This is a genomic window from Rhodoferax ferrireducens, assembly GCF_031458075.1.
Lineage (GTDB): Bacteria > Pseudomonadota > Gammaproteobacteria > Burkholderiales > Burkholderiaceae_C > Rhodoferax_B > Rhodoferax_B ferrireducens_A.
In genome coordinates this window covers 1,365,663-1,387,381 of the sequence record NZ_JAVDXT010000001.1, presented here as the reverse complement: position 1 = coordinate 1,387,381, position 21,719 = coordinate 1,365,663, and the positions used below count along the sequence as shown (strand labels likewise).

Here is a 21,719-nt window from a genome sequence, read left to right as displayed (position 1 = left end):
TTAGATTTTGATAAATTCCACACTCCCCTGTCAAGGCTTTTTTGATGGCATCCGTACAAACCCTTAGCTCCTTGGCCCATGCTGGCGACAGCTCTGCTGCTACCACTGCCACCCGCCCCAGAAGGCCGCGCGGCCTGGTTTCGGAAATCGTCGAAGCCCTGGTGCTCAATATCCGCCAAGGGCAATTACAGCCCGGCGACAAGCTGCCCACCGAGGTCGAATTCATGGCCCGGTTTGACGTCAGCCGCACCGTGGTACGCGAGGCTATCTCCAAGCTCCAGGCTTCAGGCCTGGTGGAAACGCGGCACGGCATCGGCACCTTCGTGATCGAGCCGCCCGATACCCGCAACTTCAAGATTGCGCCCGAAGACTTCGCCACCGTAGCCGACGTGATCGCCCTGCTGGAGCTGCGCATCAGCCTGGAAACCGAGGCCGCCGGCCTGGCGGCCCAGCGGCGTACCCCGGCCAACCTGGTCCAGCTGGAAGCCGCGCTGCAGAGCTTCAAGGACGCGATCCCCCACGAGTCAGATGGCGTGCCCGCCGACTTCCAGTTCCACATGGAGGTCGCCCGCGCCACCGGCAACCAGCACTTTGCCGATCTGATGACCTACCTGGGCACCATGATCATTCCGCGCACCCGCGTCAAAACCCTGGAAAACGTGCCCGAGGGCCGGCTCGCCTATCTGCAAAAAGTGCATGCCGAGCACGAGAGCATCTACCACGCGATCCGCGACCAGGACAGCGACTCGGCCCGCGCCGCCATGCGCACCCATTTGTCGAATAGCCGCGAGCGCCTGCGCAAAAGCCAGCCACTCGACAGCGCGTCCAGCAGCTGAACAGGCACTCGCAGGACCAAGGGTTAGTCCGCGGCGCCAATGGCAACTCCAGTTGTAGGATGACTGGCTAATTTTTAGCCCTTAGAACGTGTTCTAAAACCTATAACACCACTGGAGACACCATGCCACACCACCCTGTTTCTCGCCGCACCGCCGCCAGCTATCTGGCCCTGGGCGCCGGCAGTTTGTTGGCTGGCCGGGCATTTGCCCAGGCCGGCGACTACCCGAACCACCCCATCGAGCTGGTGGTGGCCTACGGTGCAGGCGGCGGCACCGATGTGCTGGCCCGAGCCTTCAGCGATGCTTCGCGCAAACACACAAGCCAGGCCATCGCCGTGACCAACAAGCCCGGCGCCAGCGGCGCCATCGGCCTGACCGATGTGCTCAACGCCAAGCCCGACGGCTACAAGATCGCCATGCTGACGGTCGAGCTGACCACCCTGCCCCACGTGGGCGTGATCAAGTTCAGTTATGAGGACTTTGCGCCCATCGCCCTGCTGAACGCCGACCCGGCGGCCATCACCGTCAAGGCCGATGCACCCTGGAACACCATCGAAGAATTCCTGGCCGCTGCCAAGAAGGCGCCGGGCGAGTTCCGCGTCGGCAACTCGGGTGCCGGCTCGATCTGGCACCTGGCGGCCGCCGCGCTAGAGGACAAGACCGGCACCAAGTTCAACCACATCCCCTACCCAGGTGCCGGCCCGGCCATGCTGTCGCTGCTGGGCGGCCACATCGAGGCGGTGGGCGTGAGCGCGGCCGAAGTCACCGCCCATGTGGCCTCGGGCAAGCTCAAGACCCTGGCGGTGATGGCCGACAAGCGGCTCAAGGGCTTCGACAATGTGCCCACTCTGAAGGAACGCAATATCGACCTGTCGATCAGCGCCTGGCGCGGCCTGGGTGCCCCCAAGAACACGCCACCCGAGATCCTGGCCATCCTGAAGAACATCGCTGTCAAAACCAGCGCCGAGCCTTCGTTCCGCGAAATCATGGACAAGCAGAACATGGGCTTCGCGTTCGGCGACGAGGCCGGTTTCAAGGCCGTGATGGTGCGCGACAACACCTACTTCAAGAACCTGATCGCCAAGCTGAACTTCAAGCTGGCCTGATCCGAATGGGCAGCGCGAGGCAGCTATGGTTTTTTATATCAAAAACAATAGCTTCCTGCGCTTATTAAATATGCGCTAGAGGCCTATTTAAGCATTCAATTTAGGCCCTAAATCTGCAAACGCAGCCACTGCGCCATATCCACCAGCAGCTGGGTGCCCACCGGCGACACCGCGCTGAAATGGATGCAGGCGTGGATGGCACCCGGGTAGTGCTGGTGGGTTACCGCCACGCCCGCCGCTTTGGCGCGCAAGGCCAGCGCATGGCCTTCGTCGCGCAGCGGGTCGTGGCCCATGGTGGCGAGCCAGGTGGCGGGCAAGCCCGCCAGGTTGGACTGCAGCAAGGCCATATCGGGATGGCCGGGCGATTGTCCGCCCAGGTAGCTGGCAATGAACCAGCGCATGGCGCCCATGGTGAGGAACTTGCCTTCGCCGTTCTCCTGGTACGAAGGGCTGGGTTCGTCCGGGTGCTGGGCCACCGGATAAATCAGGCCCAACGCGCGCACCGCGTTGGCCTGCACACGCCGCGCCGCCACCAGGGCCAGTTGCGCGCCCGCGCTGTCGCCCACCACGGCGATGCGCTGCGGGTCGGCACCCAGGCTGTCGGCATGGGCCAGCAACCAGCGCAAGGTGGCTTCCACATCGTCGGGCGCGGCCGGAAACGGATGCTCGGGCGCCAGCCGGTAGTCCACTGCCACAACCAGCATCTCGGCATGGTGGCACAGGGTGCGGCAGACGCTGTCGTGGCTTTCCAGATCGCCAATCACAAAGCCGCCGCCGTGCACGTACAGCACCACCGGTAAAAGCCGCTGCTGCACTGCGCTACTCGGCGTATAGACCCGCAAAGGCAAATCTCCTCCTGGCCCGGCAATGGCGGTGTGGAACACCCGGCCAATCTCAGGCGGTGGCAGGCCCAGGGCCCGCGCCAGGTCCCGGTACATCTGCCGCGCCACCGGCGGCGGCAAGGCCTCCAGGGGCGGGTTGCCCTGGGCAGCGGCCTGGGCCAGAAATCCGGCCAGGGCCGGGTCCAGATCGGCCGAGGCCAGGGTCGGGAGGTCGCTCATCATCGGGGTTGCTCCTTGGGGGTTGTGGGAAGTGCCGGCTCCAGCCGGAAGACGCTGACCAACCCAGTCAGCCGCTCGGCCTCCTGGCTCATGGCCATGGCGGCGGCCGCGCTCTGTTCGACCAGGGCGGCGTTCTGCTGCGTCATCTGCTCCAGCGCATGCACCGACTGGTCGACTTCGGCGATGCCCTGGCCTTGTTCGGCCGCGGCTGCGGCGATTTCGGTCACGAAGCTGGCCAGCCCGTCCACGGCTCCCACGATGTCGGCCATGCTGCGGGCTGCGTTCTCTACATGGCGCTGCCCGCTGGCGACTTCGCCGGCCGACTGTTCGATCAGCTGGCGGATGTCCTTGGCCGCGCTGGCCACGCCCTGCGACAAGGCGCGCACCTCCGACGCCACCACCGCAAAGCCGCGGCCATGCGGGCCGGCTCCTGCAGCTTCGATTGCGGCGTTCAATGCCAGGATGTTGGTGCGGAACGCAAAGCTGTCGATCATGCCGACGATCTCGGCCATGCGCTGCGAGGAACGGCTGATGTCGGCCATGCTGGACTGGGCGCGCAGCACTACCGCACCACCGTGTTGCGCTGCCTGCGTGGCCGCGCCGGTGATCTGCTGGGCGGCTGAAGCCGACTCGGCCAGCATCTGCACATTGCCCGCCAGCTGCGTCGTGGCTTCGGCCGTGCGCCGCAAGGAAGCGGCAGCGTTCTCGGTGCGCTGCGACAAGTCGTCGTTGCCGGCTGCCACATCCGAGGCCGATGCATCGATGGCCGAGGCCGACTCGCGCACCGCACCCACCAGCGCCCGCAAGCCGTCCTGCATGGTGCCCAGGGCGGTCAGCAGGCGGCCGGTTTCATCCTGCGCAGCCGCCGACATGGGCTGCGAAAGATCGCCTTGCGCCACCTGGCGCGCCAGCGCCATCGCCTGGCGCAGCGGCAGGGTCACGCCACGGGCGATCCACCAGGCCGCTGCAGCCCCCAGGCACAGCGCCACGGCAGCCGCACCGGCCAGCCACAGGCGCGCACGGCGGGCCGCCACACCGGCCTGGGCCGCAGCCTCGGCGCTGGCTTGCGCGGCACCATCGTTCAGCGCATCGATCGCGCGCAGCCATTGGTCGAACAAGGGTTTGACGCTGCTGACCACCAGCACCTGGATCGCCGGGTCGCGTTCATAGTCAGCCCCGGCCGACTCCGCGGCCAGCTGCAGGCGCTGCACCGCGCTGCCGAGCAAGGGCCGCAGCTCCGCTTCGGCGCTTTGCAGGGCGACGGCGTGGGCCTGCAGCGCCGCGCCCTGGGGGGTGCCGAACAATTGGCTGTAGCTGCTCTGGTAGGCACCCAGCGCCTTTTGCAGCGCGGCGTTCTCGTATTGCAGGTCTTCCAGATCGTCGACCATGGTGGCCACCAGCAGGCCCAGATAGGCATCGGCCACGCGGTCGTGCATGTTGCGGGCCTGGGCCGCCAGACGCTGGCCCGAGGCCATCGCGTCCTGCATGCCCTGGTCCACCGCGCGCAGCTGGTAGATAGCGCTGGCCGTGGTAACCGCAAACAGCAGCAGCACCATGCCGAAGGCCATGGCCAGCCGCGCCACCAGGCCCATGCGCAGCAGAGGGCCGAGGTGCAGCCGATAGTGCAGCGGCACTCTCTCAGGCCTCGACAACCAGCGCCCGCAAAGCGGCGTTGAAGACGGCAGGCTGCTCCAGCTGGGGCGTGTGGCCGCAGTCATCGATGGGCTGAAACCGGCTCGCCGGGGCCCGCTTGTGCGCGTGCTCCGAATGCGCGAACGGGATCACGCTGTCTTGCCGACCATGCAACAGGAGCGGGGGCACCGGGGCCGAAGCGAGTGCCGTATGCGCATCGGCCACCAGCGACGCACGCTGCCCACCCAGGTCCGTCATCCGCCGCAAGGTGGCGAGGAAGGCGGCCTGGGCACCCGGTCGCATCACGTTGCGTTCTATCGTCTTGCGCAGCTCGTCGGTGACGACAAACGATGGGCCGAAGATGGCCTGGATCTGTTGCGTGACGGCCATGGGGCCAGCCCGCGACATCAGCGTGCCCAGCACAGGCAGCGTCATCAGCCGGAAGGGCACGGGGCAGTCGCGCCCGAGGTTGGCCGCCGCGGCGAGCAGCACGGTCTGCACCCGCGCCGGCTGCTGGGCCTGCATCTGCAGGCAAATGGCCCCACCCAAGGAATTGCCGGCCAGATGCACCTTGTGCAAACCGAGCGCATCGACAAACTTCCACACAAAGGCGGCAAAGGTCTTGGGCGCGTACGGCTGCCGACCAAAGCCGGACAGGCCGTGCCCCGGCAGGTCCAGCGCGATCAGGCGCATGGCCCGGTTGTCACTGACAAGTTGCGCCGACCAGAGCTCCAGTGAGCCGCCGATGCCGTGCAGCAGCAGCACCGCCGGGCCAGCACCGCCCGAATCGCGGTACCGCACCTGTACGCCGTCTGCCGAAATGTATGAATCGATCAAATCTCTTCCCCTTTTCAAAGCATGTGTCTCATGCTGCAACCCGGCCCGGGACACCCGCCATGCTCTCGGCCTCAGCAGGCCGCAGCAGGAAGTAGCCGAGCGCGGGCAGCAGCACCAGGGCGCCGACCATGTTCCAGACGAACATGAAGGCCAGCAGAATCCCCATGTCGGCCTGGAACTTGATGGGCGAGAACGCCCAGGTACCGACGGCCAAGGCCAGGGTGATACCGGTCAGCATGACCACCCGGCCGGTAAACTGCAGCGCGTGGTGGTAGGCGTCCGACAGGCTCGCACCTTCGCGCATGCGGGCCAGGGTGATGCTCAGCACATACAGTGCGTAGTCCACGCCTATGCCCACACCCAGTGCAATCACCGGCAAAGTGGCCACCTTCACGCCCATGCCCAGCCAGACCATCAGCGCCTCGCACAGGATGGAGGTCAGCACCAGCGGCAGCACCGCCACCACCACCGCGCGCCAGGAGCGGAAGGTGATCCAGCACAGCACGACCACCGCCGCATACACCCACAACAGCATCTCGTGCATGGCCTGGCCGACCACGATGTTGGTGGCCGCTGCAATACCGGCGCTGCCCGCGGCCAGCTTGAACTGCACGTCGTCGGTGTTGTGGGCGGCGGCAAAAGTCTCGACTTCGCGCACCACCCGCGACAGGGTTTCGGCCTTGTGGTCCTGCAGGTAGACATACAGCGCCAAGAACGAACAGTTCTGGTTGAACAGCTCGCGCGGCGCCCGGGTCTGCACGCCGCCGAGCGCGCCATCGTTAGGCAGCAGCTCCAGCCATTTAAAGTTGCCCTCGTTGTAGCCCACCATGGCCAGCTTGGACAGCGCGGCCATGGAGTTGGTGGACTCCACGCCCGGCAGCTGCTCCAGACGCCAGGCCAGGCTGTCCAGCTGGGCCAGCGTGCCGTACGTGGTGCACTGGTCGACCGGGGTGGTGACCATCACTGTCAGGATGTCGGCGCTGGCCGAGTAATGCGAAATTTGGTAGGCGTTGTCGCGGTTGTAGCGCGAGTCCGGGCGCAGCTCGGAGGCGCCGGCGTCCAGGTCGCCGATCTTCAGGTTCAGACTGACGGCATAGCCGCCAGCCGCCATCAAGGCCGACGCCACGATGGCCGCCGCCGCCCAGCGCTTCTGCGTGAAGTGGTCGAGCAAAGCCCACAGCCAGGGCCGCTTGCCGCCGTCCAGCACCGCTTCTTCGCGCAGGCTGCGTGCCGCCGCCTTGGCACCCACGCCGGTGTAGGACAGCAGAACCGGCAGCAGCACCAGGTTGGTAAAAATCAGCACCGCCACGCCGATGCTGGCGATCAGCGCCAGGTCCTGGATCACCTTGATCTGGATGATGACCAGCACCGCAAAGCCCACGGCGTCGCACAGCAGCGCCGTCAGCCCGGCCATGAACAGGCGGCGGAAGGTATAGCGCGCAGCCACCACCCGGTGGGTGCCACGGCCAATGTCCTGCATGATGCCGTTCATCTTCTGCGCGCCGTGGCTCATACCGATGGCGAACACCAGGAACGGCACCAGCACCGAATACGGATCCAGCTCATAGCCAAACAAGGCCAGCAGGCCAAACTGCCAGACCACCGCCACCAGCGAACAGGCCACCACCAGCGCCGTGCTGCGGGCGCAGCGGGTATAGGCGAACAGCACCACGGTGGTGATGGCCAGGGCCAGCAGAAAGAACAGTAGCACCTGCTGCAGGCCTTCGATCAGGTCGCCCACCACCTTGGCGAAGCCGGTGACGCGGATCTCCAGGGTGTCGCTGGCGTACTTGCCACGCAGCACTTCGATCTGGCGCGACAGATCGCCGTAGTCCAGCGCTTTACCTGTTTCGGGGTTGCGGTCCAGCAGGGGCACGAAGACGATGCTGGACTGGAAGTCGCCGGCCACCAGCTGGCCGATTTCGCCCGAGCGCTCGACGTTGGCGCGCAGCTCGGCCAGGCTGGCGGGCGAGCCGTCAAAGGTATCGGGGATTACCGGCCCCCCGTCAAGGCCTTCTTCGGTCACCGCCACCCAGCGGGTGTTGGAGGTCCACAGCGACTTCATGAACGGCCGGTCCACGCCGGGCAGCAGGAAGATTTCGTCGTTGATCTTCTGCAGCGCGTCCAAGTAGCCCTTGTCGAAGATCGTGCCCTGCTTGGCCTGCACCACCAGGCGCAGCGCATTGCCCTGCCCCGCCAGATCGCCTTTGTGCGCCAGGTAGTTGACGATGTAGGGGTGGCTGGTGGGAATGGTCTTCTCGAAACTGGCGTTCAGCCGCAGCTGGCTACCCAGCCAGCCCAGCACCAGGGTCAGCGCCAGGCAGACCAGCATCACCCAGGGCCGGTGGTTGAAAAAAACCCGCTCCAGCAAACTGCCAGAACGCGTATCGAAATCTTCGAGCCGCGCAACGACAGGCTGGTTGGGGGTGGAGGAATCGGCGTGCATAAATGTGTGTCCGCAGCAGGGCGGCTTCTCTTCTTCAGTTGACAGACAGGGCGGGTAGACGGCGCATGCCGCGCAGGCTGGACAGCACCAGGCTGCCGTCGGCGGCCAGGGCTACACCCGATACCGGTACCGGCTCGCGCGCCGGCATGCGTTGCAGCGTTAAGCCATCGGCCCGGCCAAGCAGCACATCGCCGGCCTGGCCCATCAGCACAAAACCGCCATCGGGCAAGGCCGCACCCGACCCTACCGCCATGGGCAAGCCGGTATCGAGCTTTTGCCACTGCGCACCCGCATCGGTGGACCGATAGGCCGAGCCGCGCAGACCGTAGGCCACCCAGGCATCGCCCGTGCTGTGCAGCAGGCCAAAGAAGCTGCCCTTGTAAGGCGACTCCAGTGCGTTGAAGCTGGCGCCGCCATCGGTGGAGCGCAGCAGCAAGCCCTGCTCACCCGCCAGCAGCAAGGTGTCACCGCGGGCACGCAGGCCATACAGATGCAAGGCCTTGGGGTTGGGCAACGCCACTGCCGTCCAGTGCCGACCGCCGTCCACAGTAGCCAGCATCAGGCCGTAAGCGCCCACGGCAAAGCCGCGCTGGCTGTCGATGAACTCCAGGTCGAAGAAGGGTTTGTCCGCGCCCTCCTCTACCAGGCGCTGGGCATTCGCTATGGCTTTTGTGTCGCCCGCGCTTTGCGCAGCTTGCAGCACCAGCGCTGCGGCCTGCAGGCCATCCATCTGCTTGTGCCAGCTGGCGCCGCCATCGTCGCTGCGCAAGACCACACCCAAATGGCCCGCAGCCCAGCCGGTTTTTTCATCCACAAAGCGCACGCAGGTCAGCGTGGCCTGCACCGGCACGGCGGCCTGCTTCCAGCTGACGCCGTGGTCGTCCGACAGCAGCACGGTGCCGCGCTCGCCCACGGCCACCAGGCGCTGGCCGGCCCGGGTCACGGCCAGCGTGGCGGCACCCAGGGCCTTGGGCGTCTGCAGGGCCGGCTGCGACAGCACGGCCGGCAGGGTGGCCGACCAGCCCGCACCAGCCGCCAGCCCCAGCAGCCCGAGCACGGCTGTCCGCCGCGCAATGCCTGCTTGTGCGAGTCCGCGCATCAGCGCGCACCTTCGCTGGACAGGGATTCGGCGCTGAAGAAGCTGCGCGGAATCGGCGGCACGATTTCGTACTGCTTGGGCAGCTCGTTCGAAGCCATGTTCAGGTAGTAAGAGCTGTTTTGCAGGTCGTAGCCACCCCACAGCACAAAATTGCTGACCACGGGTACATCGGGCGCGGTGAGCATCAGCGCGAAGTTGGTGCGCCAGAGTTGGCCCTTGGCATCCCAGCCATCAAACAATGCGGTCTGCCAGCTGTCTTCGTCGATGTAGTACTTGCGCTTGGGCACCACATGGCGCTTGCCGGCGGCCAGCGTAGCTTCCACTTCCCACACGCGGTGCAGCTCCCAGCGTACCTGGGCCGGGTTCAGCGTATTCGGCGTCACCAGTTCATCCACCTTGGCGGCGGCGGCGCGGTTATTGTTGTAGGGGATGTACATCTCCTTTTTGCCCACCAACTTCAGCTCATGCTTGTCGATGGGGCCGAACAGGGTGAAGGCTTCGTCGAACAGGCCGATGCCGGAAGTCACCGAGTCCGGCGTGTCATAGGCTACCGAAGGCGCTTTGCGCACGCGGCGCTGGCCTACCAGGTACTGCCACAGGCCGCGCGGTGCGGCGTCGGACACGCCGTCCAGCGCCAGGATCGCCTCGCCGGCCTTGGAGCCCGGCGCATCGGCCACAAACTTGCCGAGCGAGTAGTAGCCGTCGAACTTCTCCAGGCTGCCGTCCTTGGCATAAAAGGTCTGGCTCAGGGTCTGCGTGCCGCCCGAGGCCAGGGCGCGACGGCCATCGGCCGTCACCACCCAGACCCGCGTCGGCAGCGTCACATTGCCGCCGCGCCAGGCGGTACGCTGGTTCCAGATGGCTTCATAGCCGTCCTTGGGGATAGGGAACGGCACGCCGCCAAACGCACCTTCCATGCCGTAGCCACCTTCTATGGTCTTGGCGCGGGTGGCGTTTTTGAAAGTGTTGTCGTACACCGCCTGTGGCGCTGCCGCCGTGCGGTGCGTGGGGTAGACATCGATGCGGAAGTCCGGGTACTTCTTCATCAAGGCCTGCACGCCATCGCTCAGCTTGTCGGCGTATTGCGCCATGTTCTTGGCGTTGATGGACAGCGTGGGCTTCTCACCGGGGAACAGGTCGGGCCGGGCATCGCCGTTCTTGTAGCCGGGCGTGGCCTTGGTCAGGCCGCCGTCCCAGGCGGGAATCGTGCCGTCCTTGTTGCCGGCTTTCTCGGCGCCCACCGGGGTCAGCGTGGTCTTCAGCTTGGCGGCTTCGTCGGCGCTGACGGCGGCCTGGGCGCCCATGGCAGCGGCCAGCAAGGCAGCGGCCAGCAAGGTGTTGTGTGCGAACTGGGTCATGGTGTGTCTCGAAAGTGCGTTGGAAGGACGTTTTAGAAAGTGCGGGAGATGTTCAGCGCCAAGTAGTTGCGGTCCTTCATGGTCTGGCCATAGGACAACATGCGCGAACCGGCGGGGTCGACCACGGTGAAGGTGTTCTGGCTGCCGAAGAAGGCCGTGTAACTCAGGCCCAGGTTCCAGTCGCGGTACTTGGCCTTGACACCCACCGTGTAGTCGCCGGCCTTGCTGGCGCCGCCGGCGTAGTTCATGATGGCCGACGAACGCCCGGCAAAGTTGTAACCCAGGCCTAGCGGTACCGACAGGTCCAGCCCCGGCAGCACCTGGAAGTACTGCGGCTCGAAGATCATGCGGAAAGCCGCCGCGTCGCGCGTGGTGTTCGGGTCCAGCCCGCCATTGCCGCGGGTGCTGGGGTTCTTGGTCACGCTCAGGGTGCGGTTCCAAGCCAGCTCGGAGACGATGGAGCCGCCATCCCACAGCGGGCCCTTGGTCAGCACATAGATGCCCGACAAATTGATGTGCGCGGTCTTGCCGATGGCAAAGCAGGGGTTGGACGGCGAGCCGCTGCAGTCGGCCGCCGGCCCGCCCACGCCCAGGAAGGCGGGCAGCAGTACAGCCGGGTCTCCGGCCAGCGGCGCATCGGCACGCAGCGAGCCTTCCAGCGCCCAGTTCAGCGGGCCGACCGACGAGGTCACGCTGGCGCCCACGGTCTTGATGCCCTCGGCATACACCTTGTGGACGTTGCCATTGATCAAGTCGAACACCGGCACGGCCGGGGTTTTCTCGTTGTAGCGGGCCGCATAGAAACCGTATTCGAACGCGCTGCCGGCCGGCGACCAGCGCAGCTGCGCGCCGAACTGGCCGCTGTTGCCTGGCGTCTGGTCCTTGCTGTTGTCGGTGTTCAGTACTGTGGTCGGGCCCAGGTAGACGCGGCCGCCGTTGATGTAGTCCTGGTTGGAGAAATAGCTGCCCACGCCGGGCAGCTTGCTGGGCCGCCATTTCAGCTGGTAATAGCCGCCCAGGGTCACGGCGTCCGTCAGCTGCAGCGTGCCGGAGATCTGCTCTACCGGCAGCAGCACTTCCTTGAATTGCCAGTTAGGCACCGAGGAAATCTTGGCAATATCCACCGGGCCCTGGGCATTGGCAATGCCGTTCTGGCCGAAGAACAGGCTCTCGCCGTACTGCAGCGCGTGCTTGCCGACGCGGATCGACGCCGGCATCTCGCCCAGGTGGCCCTTGGCAAACACGAACGCATCCAGAAACTCGTCGTTACGGCCATGCTGGCTGCGGGTGAACGGCAGGAACTCGTTGCTGGGCTGGCTGGCAAAGTTGCTCACGCCGTTGCTGCCGTCGTTGTTGCTGTGGCCCAGGTATTTGGAGTCGTACCAGGCGGAATGGCTGATGCGCAGGCCATAGTTGCCGTGCGTCACATCGAACTCGGTCAGCAGGTCCACGCGGGTGGAGACAATGCCCTTCTTGCGAAAGTTGGTGTCGCCGTCGTTCTCGTTCACCACCCCGCCGTCGTTGGCCGGGGAAATCAACCCGGGCGAGGCGTCCTTCATGCGGTAGGCCGTGCTGAACTTGGGCGTGAAGTCCAGCCGGATCTTGGTGTCGGGGTTGCCGCTGTCCAGCTCAAAGGCCTGGGCCGACAGCGCACACAGCATGCCCGCGGCCAGCGCCAAGGCGCTGCGTTGGAAGGGGGTGGATTTTTTTATCATTCAAGTCTCCTCGTTAAGTGTTTTTCGCTAATTCAAAAAATGGTGGCCCCAGCGCCCGCCCACTGGGGCCACCGCCCCAAATCACAGATAAGTCGATGCCAGGCCGCCATCGACCGGAATATTCACGCCGCTGACCCAGCGCGCGGCGTCGCTGCACAGCCAGGTAATCACCGCGGCCACCTCGTCGGCAAAAGCCGGGCGCAGCATGCGGTGGGCATCGGCCTGCACCCGCTCTTCGCCCAGCATGGACACGAAGTCGCCCAGGATCGGGGTGAACACCGGACCGGGCGCTACACAGTTCATGCGCACGCCCTTGCCCAGGAACCACTCCTGCGACTGGGTGGCATTCCAGACGATCAAGGCCTCCTTGAAGTACTGGTAGCAGGTGGCCTGGGGCACAGGGTGGTCGCGCAGCCAGGCGGCGCCGGCTTCAAAGCCCTTGGCTGCCGCCAGCTGCTTGTGCAGGTCTAGCCGCAGTGGCCATTCGGCGCCCAGGATGGAGGCCACGTTGACGATGCTGCCGCCGCGCGGCATGCGCGGCAGCACGGCTTCCGTCAGATGGCGCAGGCCCAGGTAATTGACCCGTGCGACCAACTCACCATCGGCCGTGCCGGGCACACCGGCGATGTTGCAGAACGCGTCGATGCGCGCAGGCAGCTCGGCCACGGCCGCATCGATGGCGGCCACGCTGCCCAGATCGGCTTTGACAAAGCCGTCCAGGGTGAGCGTGGGATCGTTGCGGTCCATGCCGATGACATGCGCGCCCTGGAAGCGGGCAAGCCGGGCGACTTCGGCCCCGATGCCGGACGAGGTGCCGGTGATGACGACGGTTTTTCCTTGCAAGCTCATGCGGTTCTCCTCAATAAAAATGGGTCGCTATGCCACTACCGCGCCCTTCCAGGGATACCGCGGAACCGGCTTAGCCGGGCCGCTGGTATCGCCCCCTGCAAGGGGGTTGGAGGCCACACGCAGTGGGCAAGCCTGGGGGTTAGAAGGGATAACTTGGGGCCTGGTCTTTGAGGGTGATCCACTGCCACTGGGTGTATTCCTCCCAGTCGGCCGGGCCACCCACGCTGCTGCCGTTGCCGGCAATGCCGGGGCCGCCGAAGGGGTTCACGCAGTCGTCGTTCACGGTCTGGTCGTTGATGTGCACCATGCCGCACTTGAGCTGCTGGCCCACGCCCATGGCGCGGCCCAGCGACTTGGAGATCACCGCGCACGACAGGCTGCCGGTGTTGTTGTTGGCCAGCGCAATCGCTTCTTCGTCGCTGCGGTAGGTCACGATGTTGGCCACCGGGCCAAAGGTTTCTTCGTCGAACACCCGCATGCCGGGCTTTACGCCGGACAGCACGGTGGGCTGGTAGAACAGACCGTCGAAGCGGCCTCCGGCTTCCAGCTTGGCGCCGGCCGCCACGCTGTCCTGCACCAGGGCGTGCACGCGGTCGCGCTGCTTGGCGTCGATCAGCGGGCCTAGCGCCACCTGGCCGGTTGCGCCATTGCCCAGGGGCAGATGGGTGGCCTTCGCCACCAGGCGCTTGGTCAGCTCCGCCGCCATGCTGGCATGCACCAGGATGCGGTTCGCCGCCATGCAGATCTGGCCCTGGTGGAAGTACGCACCCCAGGCCGCATTGCTGGCGGCCACGTCCAGATCGGCGTCGTCCAAAATGATCAGCGAGTTGGCGCCGCCCAGCTCCAGCGACACCTTCTTCAGATGCCGGCCGGCCAGCTCGCCGATGCGGCGGCCTACGGCGGGCGAACCGGTGAAGGCGATCATCGGCACCAGCGGGTCGGTCACCAAGGCCTCGCCGGCCTCGGCATCGCCGGGCAGGACGTGCAACAGGCCGGCCGGCAAGCCGGCTTCGGCAAACACCCGGGCGATCATCAGCCCGCCGGTCACCGGAGTACGCGAGTCGGGCTTGATGACCACCGCGTTGCCCGCAGCCAGCGCCGGCGCCACGGCGCGGATGGTCAGGATCATCGGAAAGTTGAACGGCGAGATCACCCCCACCACGCCATGCGGCACGCGGCGCGCCAGGCTGGTACGGCCCTGCACGCTGGGCAGCACATGGCCTTGCGACTGCAGCGGCATGCCGGCGGCCAGGTTGCAGATCAACGCGGCTTCGCGGATCTCGTGCTGGCCCTTGGCCAGGATGCCACCGGTCTCGCGGGCGGCAAACAAGGCCAGGGCGTCAAAATGCTGCTGGAACAAAGCCGCAGCACGGCGGAACACCTCGGCCTTGTCGCGCGGCGGCACCGCCACCCAGCTGGCTTGCGCGGCGGCGGCAGCCGCCGTGGCCACCGCCACATCGGCCGCATCGGCAATGCCTACCGTGCACAGCACCTGGCCGGTGGCCGGCTCGACCACGTCGCGCACGCCGCCGCCCAGCTTGGCAGGCGCCAGGCCAACAAAATCAGACCATGCTGTCGCATCTGCTGCACCCATGGGTAACGTCCTTTCGATTGGTTGATCAGTTCGCCACTTTTGCGGTGGCACACTGATTTATTGCAATGCACGGACCAGCCGCGCCTGGCGCACCCCAATCGCCCCGTTTCCAGGGCCGTCTTCCACAGGAGAATTAGGGACATACCCTAGGCCGCTTTACCGCAGCGCAACAAAGGGAAATCCCTCGCTAGGTTTTTCACCATTTGCTTATAAATTTGAATCAAATTTGAGCATTTGATGAAACTGGAAAAACCCATGGCGCGCAGCTCCACCCGCATCTCCCTGGCCGATGTCGCCCGTGCCACCGGCACGGTGATGGGCAACTTCGACAGCGCCGCCGTCGGCAAGGCCCTGGGCGGCTTTAGCAGCACCTCCATAGGCTACGACGCCCACCCCAACGTGGCCGACATCAGCGAATGCCTGTTCTTCTCGCCAGGAGACGGCCGCATCTGGCTGCAGGACCAGCGCATGGTGCTGCTGCACACCGAGGCCCTGGGCTCGCTGCGCCGCGAGATGGTGGATAGCCTGGGGCTGAAGCAGGCGCGCGGCCTGTTCACCCGCGCCGGCTATGTCAGCGGCGCGCGCGACGCCCAGCTGGTGCGCAAGCAGTGGCCGGATGCCGACCCCTCTGCCGCGGCCATCGCCGGCACCCGCCTGCATGCGCTGGAGGGCGTGGTCAAGGTCGAGCTGGTGCAGGTGGTCTACGACGCCAAGACCGGCAGCTACGAGGGCGAATTCCTCTGGCACAACTCCAGCGAGGACGATGAGCACATCGCCGCCTACGGCATAGGTGGCTCACCCGCCTGCTGGATGCAGGTCGGCTATGCGACCGGCTACGTCAGCACCTTGTTTGGCCGGTTGATCGTGTTCCGCGAAACCCAGTGCCGCTCCATGGGCGACGCGCATTGCCGGGTCATTGGCAAGTCAGCCGACCAGTGGGACGACATCGAGGAAGACATGCGCTACCTGAACGCGCGGGAGTTCGTCGACACCGCCGCCTATGCACGGCCCGATGCCGATGCAGCCGAATTGCCCAGCGCTGGCGCCTCGGCGGGCGACGCCATGGTCGGCGCCTCGTCGGCCTTCAATGCCGCCTGCCACCAGCTGAGCCGTGTCGCGCGCACCTCGGCCACCGTGCTGTTCACCGGCGAATCCGGCGTCGGCAAGGAAAAGTTTGCCAGCATGCTGCACAAAATCAGCCCGCGCAAAAGCCAGCCCTTCATCGCCGTCAACTGCGCGGCGATTCCCGAGACGCTGATCGAATCCGAGCTGTTCGGCGTGGAGCGCGGCGCCTACACCGGGGCCAGCGTGTCGCGGCCCGGCCGCTTCGAGCGGGCCAGCGGCGGCACCCTGTTCCTCGACGAAATCGGCACGCTGAGCTTTGTGGCCCAGGGCAAGCTGCTGCGCGCGCTGCAGGAGGGCGAGATCGAGCGCGTGGGCGGCACGCGCAGCGTTCCGGTGGATGTGCGGGTGGTGGCGGCCACCAACGAAACCCTGCGCCAGGCCGTGCGCGAGGGCAAGTTCCGCGAAGACCTGTTCTTCCGGCTCAATGTGTTCCCCATCCACCTGCCGCCGCTGCGCGAGCGCCGCGACGACATTCCGCTGCTGATGAACCACTTCCTGAACCACTACCGGCGCAAGCACGCCTGCAATGTGCGCGGCTACTCGCAGGCCGCCGTACGCACCCTGCTGAACTACGACTTTCCCGGCAATATCCGCGAGCTGCAGAACCTGGTCGAGCGCGCTGTCATCATGGCCGACGTGGGCGGCCTGATCGACGTACACCACCTGTTCACCAGCGGCGAAACCCTGAGCCCCGACGTCATGACGCTGCGCCTGCAAGAAGGCTCGGACACCTTGAACCTGGCCGCCACCACCGCCCAGGCCGCGGCCACCACGCCCGTGCCCGTGCCCAGCCGCAGCAGCCCGTCGCCCTTGTCGCTGGAACAGACCGAGCAGGCCATGTTGCAGCGGGCGATTGCCGCGTCCCAGGGCAATCTGTCGGCGGCGGCGCGGCTGCTGAACACCAGCCGCGCCAAGCTGGCCTACCGGGCCAGGAAGCACAAGCTGGTTTAAATTTATACAAAAAGTGGCTCTGGCGCAGGTAATACCAGCGCAAGCAGCTACGCTTTCAATAGCAAATCAAGCAACCGGGTACTTCTGGGCATTCACCAGCATCTTCAGCCGCGCGGCCTCCAGCAGGTCGATGCCCAGCTGGTCGCACAGCTGCAGCAGGTACAGCAGCACATCGGCTGCCTCTGCGCCCACCTCGGCCCGCTGGTCGGCGGCCAAATTGCGGCTCTGCTCCTCGGTCAGCCACTGAAAATGCTCGAGCAGCTCGGCCGCCTCCACACTCAAGGCCGAGGCCAGGTTCTTGGGCGAATGGAACGGTGCCCAGTTGCGCGCAGCGGCAAAATCGCGCAAGGCCTGGGTCAGGGAAGAGATATCGTTGGTCATGCAGAATTTTGGCCTGGATCGGCGGCCACCCTCTTGGGCCGACGGATAAAAGGAAATCCTTGATGTACAGATACCCTTGGCCAGCCCTGCTCGCCGCCCTCGCCGGCCTGCTACTGGCCGCCCCGCCCGCCCTGGCGCAGACGCCGTATGCCGACCGCTTCCAGCCCCACTCTGGCGCCCCGCTGCACCCGTGGAAAGACGCCAGCGGCAAGGACAAGCCCTTCAGCCGCTACCTGCAGGACGCGCAGGATGGCATCGCCCGCTACCACTACGCCCTGCCCCCTGGCACGCCGCTGCCCGACGAGCCCCTGGCCCGCGCCGTCGGCCCGCGCGAATGGCCACTGCAAGGCCAGAACTGCAGCGCCGGCAATACCGACGGCATCCTGCTGGTCCACGGCCTCAGCGATTCGCCCTACCTGGTGCGCGACCTGGGCGACATGCTGTCACGCCAGCCCATCGCCGCCGGCCGCTGCGTACTGGTGCGCAGCCTGCTGTTGCCCGGCAATGCCACCACCCCCGGCGACCTGCTGCGCGTGCGCTACGAAGACTGGGTAGCAGCCACCGGCTACGGCCTGCGCAGCTTCGCTGGCGCCGCCGCGCGCGTGCACCTCGTCGGTTATTCGACCGGCGGCGCGCTCGGCATCTACTGGGCCTACCACCAGCAGGAATTGCAGCCAAGGGTGCCGCTGGCCAGCCTGGTGCTGCTGTCGCCGGTGGTGCGGCCCACCGGCTTCATCACCCGGCTCAGCACCCTGCCGGACATCCTGGCCCGGCTGGTCGACATCACCGGCTACAAACGCTGGCTCAGCCAGCACCTGGACCAGGACTTCGCCAAGTACGAATCCTTTCCGCTGAACGCCGGCTACCAGGTGGTACGGCTAGACAACGCGCTGGAAGCCCTGCTGGAGCAGGCGCCGATCCCGGTACCGGTGTACATGGCACTCAGCCGCAACGACGCCACGGTCAACGCCAAAGACAGCATCCAGGCCTTCTTGCGCAGCACCGACCCGCGCAACCGCATGCTGCTGGCCGCCCCGCAAGGCAAAGCCAGCAGCGACGACGCCGTCCAAGCCGCCCTGGTGGATGCCAGGGTCACCGTGGTGGACGCCGTGCTGCCCGCACAGAGCATCGTCGACATCGCCCACACCGCCACCACCATCGCCCCGTCCAACCGCCACTACGGCCCTGGCGGCGCCTACGCCCAGTGCATGCGCTACACCGTGCAGCCCCTGGACGCCAGCCCGGCCTTCTGCGCCTGCATCACCCCGCAAATGCGCGCTGCCGCCTGCAGCACCCAGTCCACCGCCGCCGTGCAATACGGCGAAGCCCTGCCCAAGAACTTCCCCACCGACACCGCCTTGCGCCGGCTCACCTTCAACCCCTACTTTGACCGGATGGTGGGGGAGATACAGCAGTTTCTGGGGAGTGTGGGGGCGCCGTAGCCCAGCCATCCACTACCCACTAAAGTACAAACCCGGAGCTTCTAGAAAATAGACGCCGGCTTCGCCACCATCAGGTAAAAAACACCCACCATGGCAACGAATGCCGGGTAACCCAAGGCCTCCCACCACCGGGTGTAGCGCCAATACAGTGCGGGCAGCACAGTCTCTTCATCCATTGCCTGCTGTGCGAGCCGCGCCATCTGGATCTGCAACCACACCACGGGCAACCAGCACACCCCGGCCAGCACAAACAAGCCCAACGACCAGGCCAACCACGGGGTAGCCAGAGGCCAGCCCGCCAGGTGCGCCATCAGCAAACCCGTGGCCGGCTGGATCACCACCGTGGGCGTGGTGAACCACCAGTCGGCCCGCACCACCAGCTTCACCACTTCGGCCTGCGCGACCAGGTTGCGCGTGCGGTTGATGAAAAAGAAATAAAAAGCCGAACCAAAGCCGGTACCTACCAGCACCACGCTGGACAGCACATGCAGCCACTTCAAAGTCATGTACCAGTTCATGCGCGCACCTTTGCCAACACCCACAGAATGACGGCCATCGGCAGGTTCTTGGTCAGCGGCCCCAAAGGGTGTAGCCACAAGGACGGGTCAAATACCGTGGCCACCAAAGTCATCGCCAGCATAAGGACCAAGGCAGCCCAGTAGCTTGCGCGTACAGGCTTCATGAGCATGGCCAGGGCCACTACTACGTCAACTCCGGCGCCGCCCAGGATCAGGGCCTGCGCCAGCAGCGGGTTGTGCAAGCCCGCAGCCGTCAACAGGCTCAGACTTTGGCCATGCAACTCCCACACGCTCGCCAACGCCGTGGCCAACCAGACGAATACAAGGCTGTAGCGCAATGCGGCAACTTCTTTCATAGAGAGTGTCATGCCACACCTGCCTCTGCGCCATGGGTAGGCGCCACGGTATCCCGTTGCTGCCACAGCCGCACCTCTTCGGCATGCAGTGCCAGAAAGTTTTGCAACCTGGCAAAACGCCGGCGTGTCTGCTGGGCAAATACCAGTGCGACCAAGGGACCGAGCAGCCAGCGTAGCGCGGCAGGTCCCACCTCGAATGTGTAGGTGTAGACCAGCACAGACTCCTGCGGGGCCGTAGCCCGGTGCCGCATTGAAGCGGCCCACTGCGTGAACGGAAAAGCCTGGCCCACCATCGCGGCCGCAGCCACATGCGGTCGGTCGTAAGAAACAAACTGCGTGCGCATGGACAGGCTGCGCAGCATGCCCGCGCCGGCGTTCTCCGTAACCGCACCTTTGTAGGGGCACGGCGCACCACCCACGACATGGGTCGCACTCACCAAAGAATCCCAGCGCGCGCGCCACTGGTGGTAGTGGAACGCATCAAACACCACGTCCAGGCTGGCGGGCATGGGAAATTCCAGCTTTTTATGCACCATACGCAACACCCTCTGCGACTATCTCCGTCACCATGCCCCAACGCACGAACTCGGAGCCGAACTCTTCCAGCTTCAGCAAGCCCATGCAGGGCATCGCGCCCACCGGCATCGGCTCGGCGCGGGCCAGCCGCCGGGCCAGCAAGATGGCCGCCATGCAAGGGATTTCAGGGCCATGGTCGTTATCGGCGGCGATATGCCAGGCGCGGCGGGCTGCTTGCCCAGCCCCATTCAGCCCCTGCACCCGCACCACCATGCCACCCAGTGCTGTACCCATGAAGTCCAGCAACGTAGCGGTCCGGTTCAGCAGGCCCGCCAGCACGGCGGGCTGTGGCATCAGGCGCCAACTACGCAAGGCCGCCAACACGGCAAATGCGCGCTGGGCCAGCCCCACCTCTAACGCTGCGCGGAACATCACGCGCTGCGCCACGCCGTACCGTGCAGGAAACAGCTCCAGATCGGGGATGTCGCACAATGCCCCCAGGCGAGGGCTCAGGCGGGCGAACCGCACTGGCGTCAGCTGGCCCCAGCCACGCATCGAACGCCATTGCCCGCCGCTCCATACGGAAATCGGCTCGCCGCAATAGCTCAACACCCCCGCCAGCGTGGCCTTGCCCCGGGGTGCGGTTTGGGCCGGGGCGATGCAAATATCTATCGTATCGATACGCTGCCAGCCCTGGCACAGATGCTCTACCACCGCGGAAGACAAAGCCGGCACCGTGCTGGCCCCAGACACCGCGGTACGCCCAGCAGCCTGAAACCGCGCCTGCAGCGCTGTAGAAAAGTCGCAGACAAAGCGACGGCCATCGGCCAGGTCCAGATAATGCGCGCCCGCCTCCGCTGCGGCTTGGGCCACGGCATAGTCTTGCTGCTGAAATGGCCCGGCGGTGTGGATCAACAGTTCCACGCCGAGCGCACGCAAGCTCTGCGCGAAATTCGCAGCCGTGTGGTCTATAGCAACACCCTGGGCGCCATGGCCAAGTTCCCCGGCTAAAGCGCGGGCGCGCTGCACATCACGCCCACCCACCAGCAGTTGGATGGATGCATCGCCCGCCAATGCCCGACAAATGCGTGCGCCAAAATTGCCGTAGCCCCCGAGTACCAGAGTTTTCAACGCTGCAAATCCTTGCTGAAGGGGTAGGGAGATAAGCCTGCCATGCCGGCGATTATCAATGCGCCACGGTCGTCCCACTGCGCACGACTTTTATAAGAAAAAATAGTTGCTGGTGCAGACGATATCTGCACCAGCAGCTATTATTTTTGATGGTCCAAGAGCCGCCGCACCACCAGCTCGTCATAGCCCGTCACCGCATCCGGCTCGCGCGCAAACTCCCACTCGGGTAGCAGTGCCAGCAACACCTCGGCCGTGGTCCGCACGATGCAGCCCGCCGCCACATGGCCGCCCAACACCGCGCCGGTGGCGGTGGACAGTGCCATGTGCAGGTGCGAGCTGCTGTGCTGGCCGTCGAAGGCTATGGTGCCCGACAGGCTGAGGATTTCGCTATCGCCCACCAGGCGTTGCGGCTGATCCGCGCCAGCAAAACGCAGGCCGGCGGTGGACAGGCTGCCTATGCCGGAGAGCACGAAGGCGGCACGGCAATTCTGGCTGCGCACGGCGGCTTCCAGGGCTTGGCGCAGGTCCTGGCCGGGGGGCAGGCGGATGGGAAGGGTTTGCATGGTTTTCATAAAAAATAGGCCTCCAGTGCATTCTGCACCTGCACGAGCAGCTATCATTTTTGAAAATTAATCGTATTCCTGTTGCACCGCCGAACCACCGATCAACGCCGCCAAAGCCGCAGCGCTGCCGACCGGCGGCCCCAGCATGCACAGCAGAACACCCAGCCCGATTTCAGCCGGCGAATGCATGCTTGCGGTCTTCC

The 21,719-nt window shown here is 65.6% G+C and carries 20 protein-coding genes; 4 read left to right on the top strand and 16 right to left on the bottom strand.

Going from position 1 to position 21,719, the window contains the following annotated elements; translation table 11 throughout:
• Positions 1-44: 44 nt before the first annotated feature.
• The gene (locus J2X19_RS06505) at positions 45-836 is read left to right on the top strand and encodes a FadR/GntR family transcriptional regulator (RefSeq protein ID WP_310371696.1); all 792 of its coding nucleotides are present in this window, start codon (positions 45-47) and stop codon (positions 834-836) included.
• Between the two features lie 122 nt (positions 837-958).
• Complete coding sequence (locus J2X19_RS06500) at positions 959-1,942, top strand: Bug family tripartite tricarboxylate transporter substrate binding protein (protein ID WP_310371694.1); 984 nt, start codon at positions 959-961, stop codon at positions 1,940-1,942.
• 107 nt (positions 1,943-2,049) lie between these two features.
• Here the strand turns inward: J2X19_RS06500 and J2X19_RS06495 are convergent, their stop codons facing one another.
• From J2X19_RS06495 to J2X19_RS06455, 9 genes are all read right to left on the bottom strand, one after another.
• Positions 2,050-3,006, bottom strand: a complete 957-nt coding sequence (locus tag J2X19_RS06495; protein WP_310371693.1) for an alpha/beta hydrolase — start codon at positions 3,004-3,006, stop codon at positions 2,050-2,052.
• Positions 3,003-4,637: a methyl-accepting chemotaxis protein gene (locus tag J2X19_RS06490; protein ID WP_310371691.1), complete on the bottom strand. Its 1,635-nt coding sequence runs from the start codon at positions 4,635-4,637 to the stop codon at positions 3,003-3,005. Before J2X19_RS06490 ends, J2X19_RS06495 begins: the two co-directional genes overlap by 4 nt.
• A gap of 4 nt (positions 4,638-4,641) precedes the next feature.
• On the bottom strand, positions 4,642-5,472 hold the full coding sequence (locus J2X19_RS06485; protein ID WP_310371689.1) for an alpha/beta fold hydrolase: 831 nt from the start codon (positions 5,470-5,472) through the stop codon (positions 4,642-4,644).
• Positions 5,473-5,500: 28 nt separating this feature from the next.
• Positions 5,501-7,918 carry an efflux RND transporter permease subunit gene (locus J2X19_RS06480; protein WP_310371686.1) on the bottom strand — a complete coding sequence of 806 codons (2,418 nt, stop codon included), beginning with the start codon at positions 7,916-7,918 and terminating at the stop codon, positions 5,501-5,503.
• Positions 7,919-7,952: 34 nt separating this feature from the next.
• Positions 7,953-9,017, bottom strand: coding sequence for a WD40/YVTN/BNR-like repeat-containing protein (locus tag J2X19_RS06475; RefSeq protein ID WP_310371685.1), 1,065 nt, complete (start codon positions 9,015-9,017; stop codon positions 7,953-7,955).
• Positions 9,017-10,375, bottom strand: coding sequence for a DUF1329 domain-containing protein (locus J2X19_RS06470; RefSeq protein ID WP_310371683.1), 1,359 nt, complete (start codon positions 10,373-10,375; stop codon positions 9,017-9,019). The genes J2X19_RS06475 and J2X19_RS06470 overlap by 1 nt, the downstream gene beginning before the upstream one ends.
• Positions 10,376-10,407: 32 nt before the next feature.
• Entirely contained in the window at positions 10,408-12,090 is a 1,683-nt protein-coding gene (locus tag J2X19_RS06465; protein ID WP_310371681.1) for a DUF1302 domain-containing protein, read from the bottom strand.
• A gap of 81 nt (positions 12,091-12,171) precedes the next feature.
• The gene (locus J2X19_RS06460) at positions 12,172-12,939 is read right to left on the bottom strand and encodes a coniferyl-alcohol dehydrogenase (RefSeq protein ID WP_310371678.1); all 768 of its coding nucleotides are present in this window, start codon (positions 12,937-12,939) and stop codon (positions 12,172-12,174) included.
• Between the two features lie 139 nt (positions 12,940-13,078).
• Entirely contained in the window at positions 13,079-14,533 is a 1,455-nt protein-coding gene (locus J2X19_RS06455) for a benzaldehyde dehydrogenase (RefSeq protein WP_310371676.1), read from the bottom strand.
• A 237-nt stretch (positions 14,534-14,770) separates the two neighbouring features.
• Between J2X19_RS06455 and J2X19_RS06450 the strand changes: the two genes are divergently transcribed.
• Positions 14,771-16,609, top strand: coding sequence for a sigma 54-interacting transcriptional regulator (locus tag J2X19_RS06450; RefSeq protein ID WP_310371674.1), 1,839 nt, complete (start codon positions 14,771-14,773; stop codon positions 16,607-16,609).
• A gap of 66 nt (positions 16,610-16,675) precedes the next feature.
• Here the strand turns inward: J2X19_RS06450 and J2X19_RS06445 are convergent, their stop codons facing one another.
• The gene (locus J2X19_RS06445; protein ID WP_310371672.1) at positions 16,676-16,990 is read right to left on the bottom strand and encodes a nucleotide pyrophosphohydrolase; all 315 of its coding nucleotides are present in this window, start codon (positions 16,988-16,990) and stop codon (positions 16,676-16,678) included.
• A 62-nt stretch (positions 16,991-17,052) separates the two neighbouring features.
• Between J2X19_RS06445 and J2X19_RS06440 the strand changes: the two genes are divergently transcribed.
• Positions 17,053-18,432 carry an alpha/beta hydrolase gene (locus J2X19_RS06440; RefSeq protein ID WP_310371670.1) on the top strand — a complete coding sequence of 460 codons (1,380 nt, stop codon included), beginning with the start codon at positions 17,053-17,055 and terminating at the stop codon, positions 18,430-18,432.
• 41 nt (positions 18,433-18,473) lie between these two features.
• Here J2X19_RS06440 and J2X19_RS06435 read toward each other — a convergent pair whose 3' ends face one another.
• The 6 genes from J2X19_RS06435 to J2X19_RS06410 all read right to left on the bottom strand — a co-directional run bounded on the left by J2X19_RS06435 (position 18,474) and on the right by J2X19_RS06410 (position 21,705).
• Positions 18,474-18,950, bottom strand: coding sequence for a DUF2269 family protein (locus J2X19_RS06435; RefSeq protein ID WP_310371668.1), 477 nt, complete (start codon positions 18,948-18,950; stop codon positions 18,474-18,476).
• Positions 18,947-19,306 carry a DoxX-like family protein gene (locus J2X19_RS06430; protein ID WP_310371667.1) on the bottom strand — a complete coding sequence of 120 codons (360 nt, stop codon included), beginning with the start codon at positions 19,304-19,306 and terminating at the stop codon, positions 18,947-18,949. The genes J2X19_RS06435 and J2X19_RS06430 overlap by 4 nt, the downstream gene beginning before the upstream one ends.
• An 8-nt stretch (positions 19,307-19,314) precedes the next feature.
• Positions 19,315-19,815 carry an SRPBCC family protein gene (locus J2X19_RS06425; protein ID WP_310371665.1) on the bottom strand — a complete coding sequence of 167 codons (501 nt, stop codon included), beginning with the start codon at positions 19,813-19,815 and terminating at the stop codon, positions 19,315-19,317.
• 16 nt (positions 19,816-19,831) lie between these two features.
• Positions 19,832-20,953 (bottom strand): saccharopine dehydrogenase family protein, encoded by a 1,122-nt coding sequence (locus J2X19_RS06420; protein WP_310371663.1) that lies wholly within the window; start codon positions 20,951-20,953, stop codon positions 19,832-19,834.
• A 140-nt stretch (positions 20,954-21,093) separates the two neighbouring features.
• The gene (locus tag J2X19_RS06415; RefSeq protein ID WP_310371660.1) at positions 21,094-21,516 is read right to left on the bottom strand and encodes a PPC domain-containing DNA-binding protein; all 423 of its coding nucleotides are present in this window, start codon (positions 21,514-21,516) and stop codon (positions 21,094-21,096) included.
• A gap of 66 nt (positions 21,517-21,582) precedes the next feature.
• Complete coding sequence (locus J2X19_RS06410; protein ID WP_310371659.1) at positions 21,583-21,705, bottom strand: hypothetical protein; 123 nt, start codon at positions 21,703-21,705, stop codon at positions 21,583-21,585.
• Positions 21,706-21,719: the final 14 nt, after the last annotated feature.